The sequence below is a fragment of the Halorhabdus sp. SVX81 genome, assembly GCF_029207715.1.
Taxonomy (GTDB): Archaea; Halobacteriota; Halobacteria; order Halobacteriales; family Haloarculaceae; genus Halorhabdus.
Genome location: NZ_CP104322.1, coordinates 1,771,253 through 1,784,402, shown reverse-complemented (window position 1 = coordinate 1,784,402; position 13,150 = coordinate 1,771,253). Strand labels below are relative to the sequence as shown.

Genomic DNA, 13,150 nt, shown 5'->3' with positions numbered 1-13,150 from the left:
ACCGAACGGCTATCTGCCAGGAGCCCCTCTTTCCGAGTATGCCCGAAGACATTCCCGGAATCCACCACGTGACTGCCATCGCGAGCGATCCCCAGCAGAACCTCGAGTTTTACACCGACACGCTGGGCCTTCGACTGGTCAAGCAAAGCGTCAACCAGGACGACACGTCCGTCTATCACCTCTTCTACGGCGACCGCACGGGTTCGCCGGGCACCAGCATGACGTTCTTCCCGTACCCGGGAGCGCGGCCCGGTCAGGTCGGGACCGGCCAGGTGAGTACCACGGCGTTCACGATCCCGGCCGACGCCGTCGAGTACTGGGTCGACCGACTCGAGCAAGCGGGCGTCGACGCTGACGAACCCCGCGAGCGCTTCGGCGAGACCGTGATCCCGTTCCGTGATCCCGACGGCCTCCCGCTGGAACTCGTCGGCGTCGCGGACGCGCCGGCAGGCGACCCGCCCGCCGGATCAGTCCCGCCCGAGCGAGCGATCCGTGGGTTCTATGGGGTTGCGCTCTCGCTCGAAGACACCGAAAGCACGGTCAGGCTCCTCGAAGAGATGGGGTACGAGGCCACGGACGACGAGGGCGACCGGATGCGCTACGAGGCACCCATTGATCTCGGGGCCGTCGTCGACCTGGTCGCCGAACCGGACCGGGGGCGGGGGCAGCCAGGAGCGGGGACCGTTCATCACGTTGCCTTCCGGGTCACGCGCGACGACCAGGCCGAATGGCGCGAGCAACTCCAGAATCTCGGGTTGCGCCCGACCGAAATCGTCGATCGAAAGTGGTTCGAGTCGGTGTACACCCGGACGCCCGGCGGCGTCCTCTTCGAGTACGCGACGGCGGAACCGGGCTACACCGTCGACGAGGATCTCGACGAACTGGGCGAACGGTTGGTTCTCCCCGACTGGTTCGAGGATCGCCGCGAGGAAATCGAGGCCGGGTTGCCGCCGCTGTCGGTCGACACTCCCTGATTCTCCGCGGAAACACTGCCGTCTAGAACAGCCCGATACCGATGCTGTAGGCCCACGACTGGGTGCCAACGGCCGCGACGACGAGTGCACCGCCGGCCATTACCAGGTTTTTCAGGAACGCCGTCATCTCGTCCTGCTGGTCGTCCTCGGGGACGGCCCAGAAGTCGTGCATCGTGAGAGCCGAGATCAGGAGGAACCCTGCGAGTGCGACCGCGCCGACGACCGGATAGACGCCGGCGACCACCGCGAGTCCCCCGGCGATCAATACGACGCCCGAGGCGATCACGGAGAAACCCGGTGCGGGCAATCCTTTATATTCGGCGTAGCCCGTCATCTGCTCGCGCTGCATGAAGTGGTTGAGGCCCATGAACGCCAGGACGACGCCGAAGAGGATCCGTCCTGCCAGGAGGACGAGTCCCTCGCTTCCGGTGAACGCCATCAGGAGTACACCTCCAGTGAGTCGATTTCGGTCTGTAGCCGATCGAGTTCCGATCCACAATCTGGTATCATTACGTTACGTAGTTCGAATCCGAACCTACTTATGTATTCGGCGACAAGAAGGTGATCAAGTAACATCGATGTCACCGACGACAGTTGCCGAGGAGCAGACGGTCGAGGAACAGAACGAGGGAGCCTGTCCGGTCGTCGAGGCCGTCGAAACGATCGGATCGGAATGGCGACTCGTCGTCCTTCACGAACTGGTCGAGAGCGAGCAGCGGTTCAACGAACTCAAGCGATCGACGGGTGCGAGTTCCCGGACGCTCTCGCGCGTCCTCGACGATCTGGCGGAGACCGGACTCGTCGACCGTCGCGTCGAGGAGAAGCCGATCGCCACCTACTACTCGTTGACAGAGCGGGGGCAGGCACTGTGTCCGGTCTTCGAGGAACTCGAACAGTGGGCCGACGAGTGGATCGAGGGCGTCGAGGCGTAGCCGCTTCGCGGAGAGCGTCCCCGGAACCGTCCTCAGGGTCGGTCGGTGACGGACACCGTGTCGGCTGATTCTTCGCCGATCGCCGCCTTGACGCGCTCGTGAAACTCCTGTAAGACGGCCGACTCGTCTTCCGCCAGGACGACGTCGCTGGCCATCAGCGTCGCGAGTCCGAACGCCCGCGGGGTCGGCGAGTCGACGCGGTGGTGGACGACCCCGATTTTTCCGGCGTCGATCGCGTCGAGCACGTCCTCGATCGCCGCCACGTTCAGTTTGTCCTCGAGGATCTCCCGGTAGGTCTCTTCGATCACGGCGAACCCGTCGAGTTCCTGGGCGAAGCCGAGGAGCATCTCGCTGTTGACCTGCTGTTCGCTGGCCGATTTCTCATAGCCTTTGTAGCGTTTGAGGATCATCAGCGACCGCGTCGCGTTGATTCGGAAATACCGTTCGAGCAGGTCCGTTCCGTCGAGGCTGGCACGCAGGTCCGCCCGCACGCCAGTCGGCTCGATCGATTCGAGGACGCCCGCTACGTCGACTTTCCGGTTGAGCGGCATCGACAATGTAAAGCCGTGATCGGCGACGGCCACCTGGACGTTCGCCGTGGCCTGCTGGGCGACGTGATAGGCCAGCAGTCGCGAGAGCCCGTCGTTGAACCGGCGACCGTAGTTCGAGTGGACGTAGTAGCGGCGTTCGTACGCCTCGCGGTCGCGCTCCTCCTCGATGACCAGGCGTTTATCCGTGCTGACGCTCTCCGGACCGGCGTAACGCACCTGCTGGTCGAACATCTCGACGATGGCGCGAACGCTGTGCTCGTCGAGGGGGAACTCCCGGAGCCAGAGTCGAGCTGCCGACTGACCGCCCCGCTGTAGTTTGGCGAGTAACTCGCGCTGGAAGGTCAGGATCTCCTGCCCGAGATCATAGCTGAGGGGCAATCGCTCCGAGTACCACGAGGGGACGGTCGGCCTGGCACTCGTCCGGTCGACGTAGACCTTCGAGCCACGGCGGTAGCGATACTCGTAACGATCCCCACCCAGCACGAACACGTCCCCGGATTCCAGGGTGTCGAGGTAGGACTCGTCGAGTTGCCCGACCCACTCGCTATCGCCACGCGTGAGCACGTCACACGTAAAGGAGTCCGGAATCGTCCCGATGTTGGTCATGTAGATGACTCTCGCCAGGCGACCGCGCTTGCCGATCAACGTCTCGCCGACCAGGAACTCGTCGTAGTGGTACTCGCCGTCCGGTGGATCGTTTTCGTCCCGCCAGATCTTCGCGTAGACGTTCTCCTCTTCCATGCCGGGGTAGTCGGCAGTGAGATACCGGACGAGTCGCTCCCAGTCGTCGTCCGTGTAGTTCCGGTAGGGGTACGCCCGCCGGAGGATGCCTATGATCTCTGACTCGGGACGGATGTCGTTGATCGCCATCCCATAGACGTGCTGGGTGGCCACGTCGTGGGCCTTCTCGGGGACGAACACCCGATCGACGAAGCCCGCCTCGGCCTTCTGCAGCATGACCGCACACTCGATCAGTTCGTCTCGGTCAAGCGCGACGACTCGCCCGGTGACCGTCTCGCCGAGCTGGTGGCCAGCCCGTCCCACCCGCTGGAGGAGTGCGGCGACTGACTTCGGCGAGCCGACCTGCACCACCAGGTCGATGTGGGGCATGTCGATCCCGAGTTCGAGGCTCGTGGAAGTCGTCACGACGTCGATATCGCCGGATTTCAGATCGGACTCGATGGCCTGGCGCTTGTCTTTCGAGAGGCTGCCGTGGTGACACCCCGAGTTCTCGGCGTCGTAGGCGTCGAAGCGCTCCCGGAGGTTGTGGAGAACGCGCTCGGCCCCCGAGCGCGTGTTTGTGAACACGAGCGTGTTGGTGTGATCGCCGATCAGGTCGTGTAACTGGTCGTAAAACCGGTCGTTGATCGTCGATTGGGCCGTGTGGATCAGGTCGTCGGTCGGCGTCGTCAGTTCCATGTCGAACTCGCGGGCGAAGCGAGCGTCGACGATCTCGTAGTCGCGGGGATCGCCACCCGGCGCTTCCCGGCCGACCAGAAATTCCGCCATCGTGTCCAGCGGTTCGACCGTCGCCGAGCAGCCGATCCGCGTCGGCGAGGTTTGGGCCATCGCTTCGAGTCGTTCCAGCGACACCGAGAGGTGGGTTCCCCGCTTGTTCGCCGCGAGGCTGTGGATCTCGTCGACGATGACGTACTCGACCGTCTCCAGCTTCTTTTTGAATTTCGGGGAGTTCAACAGGATTGCCAGGGTTTCGGGCGTCGTGTTGAGGATGTGGGGCGTCTCTTCGAGCATCGCCTGGCGGTCGCTGTCGGAGGTGTCGCCGTGGCGGATCGCGTGGCGGATCTCGACGTCCTCGCCACGGTCTTCGAGCTTTGCGGTGATCTCCGAGAGTGGTACTTCGAGGTTCCGGTGGATGTCGTTGGCGAGGCTCTTCAGCGGCGAGAGATACAGACAGTAGACGGAATTGTCCAGCCCGTCCTCGCGGTCCCGGCGGAACAGTTCGTTGACGATGGCCGCGAAGCTGGCCTGGGTCTTGCCCGAACCGGTCGGGGCGGCGATGAGCGCGTTCTCGCCGTCGTGGATGTGCGGGATCGCCTCTTTCTGTGGCGGCGTGAAGAAGCCGCCGTTGTCGGGAACGTACGTTCCGAACGTCTCGATCCACCACTCCCGAACGGCTGGCTCGAACAGTTCGAGGGCGCCCCCGTCGTCGATCGAGACGGACCCGGGATCGAAGCCGAGGTCCACGTCCACGTGTTCGAGCAGGTCCCGTCCTCCCATGGAGTGGGTTTACCTATTGATCCGGAGTGTCTTGTGTACTCGGGTCGTCGGCGATCAGCTGATGAACGTGTATGCGACGCCGAACCCGAACCAGGCGGCTGTGATGGCCGCGAGCGCTGTAAGTGTGATCGTCACGACGCGCGCGCCCGTCAGCTGTCGTTTCACGCCGACGAGACCGATTGCCCCGACGGGGAGAATCGTCCCGACGAACAGCGCGGCGTTATCGACGCTTGGAGCGTTCAGGACGAGCGCCATCGGCGCATACGCGACACCGAGCACCCCGGCAGGGTGGACGTGCCGTCGTAGTTCGATCCCGAGCAGCGTCAGTCCGACCAGTAGCCCGAACCAGATGACGGCGATCTCCGTCCCGAACGCCACCAGGAGGTTATACGTCGCGTCCGTGAACGGCTCGACCCGCCCGCCGATGACCGTGACGTCCCACGGCGCGAAAAACGACGGTGGGACGCCCGTCAGGAGATCAGTGAAGGGGTGGATGGCCAGTCCAAGCGCCGATGCGCCGAAGATCGAGCGTGCGGACAATCCGATCCGCGCCGCGAGGGCCGTGAGAGCAACGCCACCGACGACGAACAGCGTCATGACACCGGCACCGACCACGCCGCCGGTGAACGCTGCGAGGGCGACGACACCGAAAAGGACGGCCGCGCCACCCCATCGGTTGGGAACAGAGACGGCAAAGCCCGCACTCGCGAGAACGGCGACGACCAGCGAGTGGGTCGTCGTCCGGTGGCGCTCGCCCGTCGCCGTCCAGAAGTGATCGAACGCCGTTGCCCCTTCCGGGAGCGTGACGACCTGGAATGCCGCGTGGGCGACATCGACGTCCGGGAGTGAGGCGAACAGTGCGGCCGCCAGCCCGGCGACGACGGCGTACTGAACGGTCACGCCACGGAGTGACAGACGTTCAGCGGGACCGAAACGCCGGGCCAGTAACGCGACGATCCCAAAGGCGAGGAAGGCGTGACCGACGAACACGATGATCTTTGGCGACGGGCGTATATGAACGTCACTCTCCCGGCGGCTCGGACTCTGTCTCGCCGCCCAACACTGTCAGAAGCTGCGTGATGAAGTCGTTGAGGTAGACGGTTCCCCACGTCGCCACGATAACGGCCCCGATGGTGTTGAAGATCAGATCCTTCATCGTGTCCTCGATCCCGTACTGGGTCAACACCGGCGACCCGCCGATGGCGGTCGCGGCGGCGCTCGTGGTGAACTCGATGACCTCCCAGAAGACACCGAAGGCGAGCACGAACATCAGGATGAACACGAAGACGAACCGATCCGGGAGATGCACGTCGTTCCAGTGTTCATCCAGCGCGCGGATCGTCGCGTAGCCGGCCCCGGCGACGACCGATGCCGACAGCGCGTGGGTCAAGTGATCGTATCCGGGGATCGACTGATAGAACCCCGACCCGCCGGGCACGCCGACGGTTCCCAGGGAGTGTAAGAAGACGGCCGTCGTGATCCACAGCGTCAGCCGGGGGTCCATCGGAACGCTGTAGTCCCGTTCGAGCAGCGGCGGGATCTGCAACACGATGAGGCCGATCGCCGCATTGATCGAGATACCGACCGATCGGCGTTCGAGGCCGATAAAGAAGAGACCGGTCAGGACGAATTCCATCACCTTGGTGAGTTGCTGCTGGCGATACGTGCTGAGTCGGAGGCGTGAGCGTAGACTCATGCGTTCTCACCACCGTCACGACGGACGCTTGCGTACCGGCGCACATACAGCTCGAAGACGATGCCGGCGAGCAGGCCGGCGACCGCCGAGGCGACGAACTCCCACATGAGTTGCTCCTCGATGGCGTCATCACTGAGCATGGGATCGAGCAGCAGTGTCGTCCCGAGATAGAAATCAGAGAGCCACCGGGAGACGGCCCACAGCCCCGCGAAGGCCAGCGTCGACACGACGACGAACAGCAGCGCGAACTGGTAGTTCATCTCGACGTTCGTAAAGAGTTGCAACTCGACGGCGACGATCAGGGCCAGCGCGGCCACCGAGAGATACGTCGCGACCTCCCGGAAGGCGACGTTCACGCCGACGGTGTACCCGAGCAACGGCAACGCGGCGAGGACGAACACCTCCCAGGGGATCATCACCAGCGGATCGCGGCGGGCAACTGGCGGGAGCACCGCCAGCCCGCCCACGACCGCGGCGAAGCCAGCCCACAAGAAGTTCCCCAGAACGAGGTTCCCGAGGGCCGTCAGCGCGATGATGCCGACCAGCCCCCAGCCGAGTGCCGCGTTGATCCGGGACTGACGCAACAGCGACGCCAGATCCGACGGGGTCGGTTCCATACGCACCCCTCGAACCCCGAGAGGGAAAAACTATCTCTCTCCGGAACCGCTCGACGGGGAACCCATCCCCAGCGGTTCTTCAGTGGCACGCTGGTCGACCTTGCCCACACGTTCCACGCCGAGGTTTCACTCCCGAAGGCCGTTGAATCGCCTGGCGAGTTCGAGGTCAGCGTCGGTTATGCCGCCGGCGTCGTGGGTCGTCAGCCGAATCTCGACCTCGCGCCAGCCGATGGTCAACTCCGGATGGTGGAAGGCTTCCTGGGCGAGGCCGCCCGCAGCCGCCGCGAAGCCGACGCCGTCGAGATAGGCGTCGAACTCGAAGGTCCGGACGATTTCGTCTCCGTCGCGCTCCCAGCCTGCCGGGAGGCGCTCGTCGATCTCCGCGTCGTCGAGGACGTCTGTCATGCATGGACACACGTCACTCGCTTTCAAGAACGTTCTGGCGGGGGCGAAAGCACCCGGATCGAGGTCGGACTGGCGTCTCCTCACTCAGTCGTCGGCGTCGACGAGACCCGAGAAGCGTTCTGGCACGTCCCCATCGGCACTCGCGACACTCGGCGGGAATTCCTCGTCGCCGAAGTCGGGATCGAACAGTTGGAGTGCCGTGTCGATCGTGTCCCAGTCGTCGGCTTCGGCGGCGTCTCTGAGCGATTTCGTCGGCGCGGCGAGCAGTTGGTTGACCAGCGAGTCGGCCATCGCCTCGACGACCTCGCGTTCGTCATCGTCGAGATCCATCGACGCGAGCGCTTGCTCGAGTTCGCGAGCCTTGACGCGTTCGGCACTCTCGTACATGGTCGAGATTACGTCGTCAGCCCGGGAGCGTTTGTATCTGGTAAGTAAATGAACGAGTTCGTCCTCGACGATGTCTTCGACCGCGGCGGCGGCCGCCTCACGGTTCGCCCGCGTCTGTGCAGTCACTGCTTCGAGGTCGTCGAGATCGAACACGGCAACGTCGGGCACCGCATCGACCGCCGGCGGCACATCCCGCGGCTGGCCGATGTCGACGACGACGGTCTCGCCGGTCGCTTCGAAGGTAGTCGGCTCGACGATCGGTTCGGGGCTCCCCGTCGCCGAGACGACCAGATCGGCCCGATCAAGCGCTGACGGCAACTCCTCCAGGCCCATTGCACTCGCCGAGACGTCGACCATCGACGCCACGTGTTCCGCATGGGGGACTGTCCGGTTGGCGACGGAGAGGTGGGCGACGTCACTCCGTGCATCCAACGCCTTGGCTGCAAGCGTCGCGATCTCGCCGGCACCGATGACCAGCGCCGTCGCCGCGTCGAGGTCGCACTCCCGTTCGGCGAGTTCGACCGCAGCACTTCCAAGCGAGACGACGCCCTCGTTGATCGCCGTCTCCGTGCGGGCGCGCTCGCCGACGTGGATCGCCTTCGTTACGGCCTCGTCGAGGACCGGACCGAGTCCGTCGGCGTGGCGCGCGTCCTCGTAGGCGTCTCTGACCTGCCCCAGGATCTGATCCTCGCCCGGGACCAGCGACTCCAAACCGGCCGCGACCCGAAGCAGGTGCCGGAGGCTCTCTTCGTGGCCCATCTCGACGACTGCCGAGTCCGGCACGTCGGCGATCGCCGGTTTCAATGCGGCCCGACCCGCCGCCGGGTCCTCCGTGACGACGTACTGTTCGGAGCGGTTGCACGTTTGAAGGACAACTGCTTCTGTTACGCCTGGGGCTTCGAGGAGACTGTCGACGCCAGCGCGCTGGCTGTCGGCCGCCGCCGCGTCGATCGCTTCGACGCTGCAGTTCTGATGGGCGACGCTCACGCCCGATATGTAGCCAGGCTCCTTCACGATGTATCACCAATCACGTCCGAAATCACACTTCCGCTATCTCGTGGGTATTGGGACCGCTGGTATCTAAAGCCTTCCTAACCCGGCCCCCTTTGCGACACTGCGAGAGCCATTCCCACGGGTGTGCTCAGGGGGACTCGACATCTTCGACGTCGTACTCGTTCGCGCGGAGATCCGCCAGGATCGCTTCCGTGTCGGCGGAATCCTCGTAATAAAACACCACATCGAACGTCCCGTCGCGCAGCAGTTGCTGACACTCCCAGACGAACTCCTCGCCCTCGATCGTCCGGCCCTGGTGTTGATTGAGGCCGAACTCGGGGTCGTCGGTCCCGGAGTAAACATACGTGTCGGCGTCGGTTTCGGCGTGTTCGGCGATCACGTCGCCAACTTCGAGTGTGAGCCGGTTGAGTTCCGACTCCTCGTTGTTGGCGATATCCGTCCGGACGATCAGCCCTCGCAGTTCGATCTCGCCGGGCTCGAGTAACGCTTTCGTCTGCTTGTAGAGGTCTCCTCCAGTCGCGTCCATACACGACTGTCCAGGCCCGGCAGTAATACGACTCACGGTCTTCGATCGGCCGAGAAACCAGTCGCTATCGATCCGAGAGCGGAAGAAAACGGGGAAACCCCGTTTCGACCGTGTTTGTTCGCGTCCGTACCGTCCACAAACTGGCTTACAGTCGTTTCAGGTTCGTCGCACGCGGGCCTTTCTCGGCTTCCTCGATATCGAACTCGACTTCCTGGCCCTCCTCCAAGTCAGGGCCGCCGACATCTTCCATGTGGAAGAACACGTCGTCGTCGGCGTCGTCAGTCTCGATGAATCCGTAGCCACCCGTATCGTTGAAGAAATCCACGATGCCTGTCGCCATGGTTATAGCCTCGTGAGATCCTTCGCACGCGGGCCCTTCTCGGCCTGCTCTATTTCGAACTCGACTTCCTGGCCCTCCTCCAAGTCAGGGCCCCCGATATCCTCCATGTGGAAGAACACGTCCTCCTCGGAGTCCTCGGTGTCGATGAAACCGTAACCGCCAGTGTCGTTGAAGAAATCAACCGTACCGTTCGCCATTGCAACCGTTCAAATGTGATCGACGTATTAAAATCCTCCGGGAACCCCCTCGATACCACGGAACGGAAGACTCATGCGAGACGACGGTGATCTGTTGACATATGCGCTCGTGGATCCGCAACCGCGCGACCAGCGTCTACGAGCGGCTGTTAAAGGGGGAGATCGACGGCGCGCCGACTCACGTCGCTGTCATTCAGGACGGCAACCGCCGGTATGCCCGCAAGGAAGGGGCCGAAACCACGGATGGTCACCGAGCGGGGGCGGAAACGACCGAGGCGTTACTCGAATGGTGTGACGAACTCGGGATCGAGGAACTGACGCTGTATACCTTCTCGACCGAGAACTTCGACCGGCCGGCCGACCAGCGTGCAGTCCTCTTTGACCTTATCGAGGAGAAACTCTATGACTTCGCAGACGCCGATCGGGTACACGAGGCGAACATTCGAATCCGGGCGATCGGCGAAACCCATCGGCTACCGAAACGCGTCCGCGAGGCGATCGACTATGCCGAGGATCGAACCAGCGGGTACGAGCAGTTTCGGTTGAATATCGCCCTCGCCTATGGGGGTCGCGCCGAGTTGCTCGGTGCGGTCAAAGATATCGCAAGCGCTGTCGAAAGCGGTGACCTGGATCCGGCAGAGATCGACGTCGAGACGGTCGAAAGCCGACTCTACGAGGGGCCGAGCAGGGACGTCGATCTCATCGTTCGCACCGGGGGCGACGAGCGAACGTCGAACTTCCTGCCGTGGCACGCCAACGGCAACGAGGCGGCGGCGTACTTCTGTGCGCCATACTGGCCCGAATTTCGAAAAATCGACTTCCTTCGGGCGATCCGGACGTACGAACATCGTGCGGACTCCTGGCGACGGACCAGAGCCAAGCGAGCCCTGGCGCTGGTGCGGGCGGTCAGCGATCCGGAACTACACAACGCCAAGCGCATCCTCCGGCGGTTCCGTGACTCGCTGCCCTCACGTGAACTCGAAGACATCGACGTTTCCGTCGACACCGAACGCGAACCCGGCAGCGACTGAGACTGGGCAGTATCGACGCTGTATTCGCCGGCAGAATCACGCCCTGGCAGCCTCGAAACTCGCGTGTGCGTCTTCGAGCAATGAGATGATTTCTAACTGCTGCGGGCAGGCTTCCAGGCAGTCGCCACAGGCGACACAGGCGTCTGCGCGGCCCTCCGCATCCATGTCGTCGTATGCTGAAACGACCGTTTCCGGATCGTCACCGATCTCCAGGCGGTTGTAGAGATCAAAGTTCCGCGGGATCTGGACCCCAGTCGGGCACGGCATACAGTAGTCACAGCCGGTACAGTCCACCGCCATGAGTTTCTGAAAGCGATCGCGAGCGGCCTTGACGGCCGTCCGATCGTCCGCGGAAAACTGACCCACACCGGATCGGGACGCGAGCTCGACGTTTTCACGGACCTGGTCTATCGTCGACATGCCGCTCAACACCAGCGAAACCTCCGGCTGATCCCAGAGCCACTGTAGTGCCCACTCGACGGGTGAGCGATCGGTGTCGGCCGTGTCGAACGCTTCGGCCACCGGATCGGGAAGGTCCGTTGCGAGGCGGCCGCCCCGAAGCGGCTCCATGACGATGACGCCCAGCCCCTGGTCGGCCGCGTACTTCAGACCTTCACGGCCAGCCTGGAACGCTTCGTCGAGATAGTTGTACTGGATCTGGCAGAAATCCCAGTCGTAGGCGTCGACGATCTCCCGAAACAGATCGAGGTCGTCGTGGAACGAAAAGCCGATCTGCTCGATCTTTCCCGCGTCGCGAACCTCCTCGAGCCACTCGAAGACATCGACGGACTGGTAGGTGTCCCAGAAGTCCTGGCCCAGCGCGTGCAGCAGATAGCAGTCGATGGAGTCGACGCCCAATCGTTCGAGCTGGGCGTCAAGGTACTCGTCAAGGTCGTCCTGTGATTCGATCTCCCAGGACGGCATCTTCGTCGCGAGGTGGACGTCCTCGCGATAGCCGTCTTCGAGCGCACGCCCGACGAGACGCTCGCTTTCGCCATCGTGATAGGGCCAGGCGGTGTCGACGTAGTTGACACCTTCCTCGATCGCTGTTCGGATCATTCCGATCGCGCGGTCATCGTCGACAGCGCCATCCTCGTCAGTGGGGAGTCGCATTGCCCCGAACCCGAGTGCCGAGGGGTCCCAGTCTATTGATTGACCGAAGTCACGGTATTGCATGGCGTTAAAAGTCCATGCAAGTATTGCCTCTTGAGTGTTTGGGTGCCTGTCGGTGACTCTGTTCAACGAACCGACTGACAAAAGCTGAACGTCGGAAACCCTCTGGAATCGCGGTGATCAGGCACTCCGCTGGCTGTTCTGCCGGAGACGTTCGTACATGTCATCCGGCGGGTCGACACTCGCGGTCACGTTTGTCCCGTCGAAGTCAGAGACCCGGAGGAGCTCCGGCCCATTTGGGCCGAGCTGCCAGTAAAAAGTATAGCGCTTGGTCCGGGTCAACACCGCGTCCTCGGCGGTCTCATCAGTCGACAGCTGGGTTGTCGTAAACGACGCTTCAGATGGCTGGGAGGGTTGTGATTTACAACTCATATGTCTATGGTATTCTAAACTCCTCCAGCCGTATAAGTACCTAGTTTCGGATAGCAATATTGGACGTGTTACCAATAACCGTGTTATACACTACACGGTTTGAAAACGGACTCAAACACAATCTTGCCGCATTTTGTCTAAAATGTCATATTAATAGATACGACATACATAAGAAATCTATCAGATATAGAAGACCGTTACAGACAGATATCAAACCATTATAGATGTTGATTGGGTTTAAATAGGATGGCGCAGGGTAGTGACCGGACAGGCTCGATTGGCACAAGTGCGGGACAAAAAATCCCACCAGCGACAGAACGCTTCAGTGAGTGACACATCAGTCGCTCAGTAGTGGGACTGGTTCACGTGACGAATCGACAGTCATTTTAATCCCCCTCCGGAACTATGTGATGGAGTTAATCGCAAGAGCGCGTGGGTAGCCAAGCCAGGCCAACGGCGCAGCGTTGAGGGCGCTGTCCCGTAGGGGTCCGCCGGTTCAAATCCGGTCCCACGCACTTCTATCGCGAGCAAAACCGCGAGCGATTGCTGTGCTGCTGAGGATTTGAATCCTGGAAGTCAGAGCCCGGGACGGCGCATTGCGCCGCACGCCCGGAATGTCTTCATCCAGTTCAAATCCGGTCCCACAAACTTCTATCGCGAGCAGATCGGCGAGAGACAACGGCCGGAGGCTCCGTGT

Annotated in this window: 15 protein-coding genes and 1 tRNA gene; 4 read left to right on the top strand and 12 right to left on the bottom strand. The window is 62.6% G+C overall.

Annotated elements, in window-relative coordinates; genetic code table 11:
* Positions 1 to 38 precede the first annotated feature (38 nt).
* Positions 39 to 974, top strand: a complete 936-nt coding sequence (locus tag SVXhr_RS08845; protein WP_275736849.1) for a ring-cleaving dioxygenase — start codon at positions 39 to 41, stop codon at positions 972 to 974.
* A 22-nt stretch (positions 975 to 996) separates the two neighbouring features.
* On the opposite strand, the gene SVXhr_RS08840 is transcribed toward SVXhr_RS08845, so the two are convergent.
* A complete protein-coding gene (locus SVXhr_RS08840; protein ID WP_275736848.1) occupies positions 997 to 1,413 on the bottom strand; it encodes a DoxX family protein in 417 nt (138 codons plus the stop codon).
* 139 nt (positions 1,414 to 1,552) lie between these two features.
* On the opposite strand from SVXhr_RS08840, the gene SVXhr_RS08835 reads away from it, so the two are divergent.
* Complete coding sequence (locus SVXhr_RS08835; RefSeq protein WP_275736847.1) at positions 1,553 to 1,906, top strand: helix-turn-helix domain-containing protein; 354 nt, start codon at positions 1,553 to 1,555, stop codon at positions 1,904 to 1,906.
* Between the two features lie 32 nt (positions 1,907 to 1,938).
* On the opposite strand, the gene SVXhr_RS08830 is transcribed toward SVXhr_RS08835, so the two are convergent.
* The 9 genes from SVXhr_RS08830 to SVXhr_RS08790 all read right to left on the bottom strand — a co-directional run bounded on the left by SVXhr_RS08830 (position 1,939) and on the right by SVXhr_RS08790 (position 9,877).
* On the bottom strand, positions 1,939 to 4,695 hold the full coding sequence (locus SVXhr_RS08830; protein ID WP_275736846.1) for an ATP-dependent helicase: 2,757 nt from the start codon (positions 4,693 to 4,695) through the stop codon (positions 1,939 to 1,941).
* Positions 4,696 to 4,749: 54 nt separating this feature from the next.
* Positions 4,750 to 5,685 (bottom strand): metal-dependent hydrolase, encoded by a 936-nt coding sequence (locus tag SVXhr_RS08825; RefSeq protein WP_275736845.1) that lies wholly within the window; start codon positions 5,683 to 5,685, stop codon positions 4,750 to 4,752.
* Between the two features lie 31 nt (positions 5,686 to 5,716).
* Positions 5,717 to 6,391 (bottom strand): hypothetical protein, encoded by a 675-nt coding sequence (locus SVXhr_RS08820; RefSeq protein WP_015790544.1) that lies wholly within the window; start codon positions 6,389 to 6,391, stop codon positions 5,717 to 5,719.
* Positions 6,388 to 7,008 carry a hypothetical protein gene (locus SVXhr_RS08815; RefSeq protein WP_275736844.1) on the bottom strand — a complete coding sequence of 207 codons (621 nt, stop codon included), beginning with the start codon at positions 7,006 to 7,008 and terminating at the stop codon, positions 6,388 to 6,390. Before SVXhr_RS08815 ends, SVXhr_RS08820 begins: the two co-directional genes overlap by 4 nt.
* A 126-nt stretch (positions 7,009 to 7,134) precedes the next feature.
* Positions 7,135 to 7,413 (bottom strand): 4a-hydroxytetrahydrobiopterin dehydratase, encoded by a 279-nt coding sequence (locus tag SVXhr_RS08810; RefSeq protein ID WP_275736843.1) that lies wholly within the window; start codon positions 7,411 to 7,413, stop codon positions 7,135 to 7,137.
* 84 nt (positions 7,414 to 7,497) lie between these two features.
* Positions 7,498 to 8,817 (bottom strand): glutamyl-tRNA reductase, encoded by a 1,320-nt coding sequence (hemA, locus tag SVXhr_RS08805; protein WP_275740910.1) that lies wholly within the window; start codon positions 8,815 to 8,817, stop codon positions 7,498 to 7,500.
* A gap of 124 nt (positions 8,818 to 8,941) precedes the next feature.
* Positions 8,942 to 9,340, bottom strand: coding sequence for a DUF5778 family protein (locus tag SVXhr_RS08800; RefSeq protein WP_275736842.1), 399 nt, complete (start codon positions 9,338 to 9,340; stop codon positions 8,942 to 8,944).
* A 145-nt stretch (positions 9,341 to 9,485) separates the two neighbouring features.
* Complete coding sequence (locus SVXhr_RS08795; RefSeq protein WP_275736841.1) at positions 9,486 to 9,680, bottom strand: cold-shock protein; 195 nt, start codon at positions 9,678 to 9,680, stop codon at positions 9,486 to 9,488.
* A 2-nt stretch (positions 9,681 to 9,682) separates the two neighbouring features.
* A complete protein-coding gene (locus SVXhr_RS08790) occupies positions 9,683 to 9,877 on the bottom strand; it encodes a cold-shock protein (RefSeq protein WP_275736840.1) in 195 nt (64 codons plus the stop codon).
* A gap of 101 nt (positions 9,878 to 9,978) precedes the next feature.
* Between SVXhr_RS08790 and uppS the strand changes: the two genes are divergently transcribed.
* On the top strand, positions 9,979 to 10,908 hold the full coding sequence (gene uppS, locus SVXhr_RS08785) for a polyprenyl diphosphate synthase (protein ID WP_275736839.1): 930 nt from the start codon (positions 9,979 to 9,981) through the stop codon (positions 10,906 to 10,908).
* Positions 10,909 to 10,944: 36 nt separating this feature from the next.
* Here the strand turns inward: uppS and SVXhr_RS08780 are convergent, their stop codons facing one another.
* Together SVXhr_RS08780 and SVXhr_RS08775 are read right to left on the bottom strand one after the other, a co-directional pair.
* Positions 10,945 to 12,084 (bottom strand): aldo/keto reductase, encoded by a 1,140-nt coding sequence (locus SVXhr_RS08780; RefSeq protein WP_275736838.1) that lies wholly within the window; start codon positions 12,082 to 12,084, stop codon positions 10,945 to 10,947.
* 117 nt (positions 12,085 to 12,201) lie between these two features.
* Complete coding sequence (locus tag SVXhr_RS08775) at positions 12,202 to 12,453, bottom strand: hypothetical protein (RefSeq protein WP_275736837.1); 252 nt, start codon at positions 12,451 to 12,453, stop codon at positions 12,202 to 12,204.
* A gap of 430 nt (positions 12,454 to 12,883) precedes the next feature.
* On the opposite strand from SVXhr_RS08775, the gene SVXhr_RS08770 reads away from it, so the two are divergent.
* A tRNA-Leu gene (locus tag SVXhr_RS08770) sits at positions 12,884 to 12,968 on the top strand.
* The last annotated feature ends 182 nt before the right edge of the window (positions 12,969 to 13,150 follow it).

Excerpts from the sequence above, each read along its gene's own strand:
- SVXhr_RS08845 (WP_275736849.1), top strand. The coding sequence starts at position 39 with ATGCCCGAAGACATTCCCGGAATCCACCACGTGACTGCCATCGCGAGC.
- SVXhr_RS08840 (WP_275736848.1), bottom strand. The coding sequence starts at position 1,413 with ATGGCGTTCACCGGAAGCGAGGGACTCGTCCTCCTGGCAGGACGGATC.
- SVXhr_RS08835 (WP_275736847.1), top strand. The coding sequence starts at position 1,553 with ATGTCACCGACGACAGTTGCCGAGGAGCAGACGGTCGAGGAACAGAAC.
- SVXhr_RS08830 (WP_275736846.1), bottom strand. The coding sequence starts at position 4,695 with ATGGGAGGACGGGACCTGCTCGAACACGTGGACGTGGACCTCGGCTTC.
- SVXhr_RS08820 (WP_015790544.1), bottom strand. The coding sequence starts at position 6,391 with ATGAGTCTACGCTCACGCCTCCGACTCAGCACGTATCGCCAGCAGCAA.
- SVXhr_RS08815 (WP_275736844.1), bottom strand. The coding sequence starts at position 7,008 with ATGGAACCGACCCCGTCGGATCTGGCGTCGCTGTTGCGTCAGTCCCGG.
- SVXhr_RS08810 (WP_275736843.1), bottom strand. The coding sequence starts at position 7,413 with ATGACAGACGTCCTCGACGACGCGGAGATCGACGAGCGCCTCCCGGCA.
- SVXhr_RS08800 (WP_275736842.1), bottom strand. The coding sequence starts at position 9,340 with ATGGACGCGACTGGAGGAGACCTCTACAAGCAGACGAAAGCGTTACTC.
- SVXhr_RS08795 (WP_275736841.1), bottom strand. The coding sequence starts at position 9,680 with ATGGCGACAGGCATCGTGGATTTCTTCAACGATACGGGTGGCTACGGA.
- SVXhr_RS08790 (WP_275736840.1), bottom strand. The coding sequence starts at position 9,877 with ATGGCGAACGGTACGGTTGATTTCTTCAACGACACTGGCGGTTACGGT.
- uppS (WP_275736839.1), top strand. The coding sequence starts at position 9,979 with ATGCGCTCGTGGATCCGCAACCGCGCGACCAGCGTCTACGAGCGGCTG.
- SVXhr_RS08780 (WP_275736838.1), bottom strand. The coding sequence starts at position 12,084 with ATGCAATACCGTGACTTCGGTCAATCAATAGACTGGGACCCCTCGGCA.
- SVXhr_RS08775 (WP_275736837.1), bottom strand. The coding sequence starts at position 12,453 with ATGAGTTGTAAATCACAACCCTCCCAGCCATCTGAAGCGTCGTTTACG.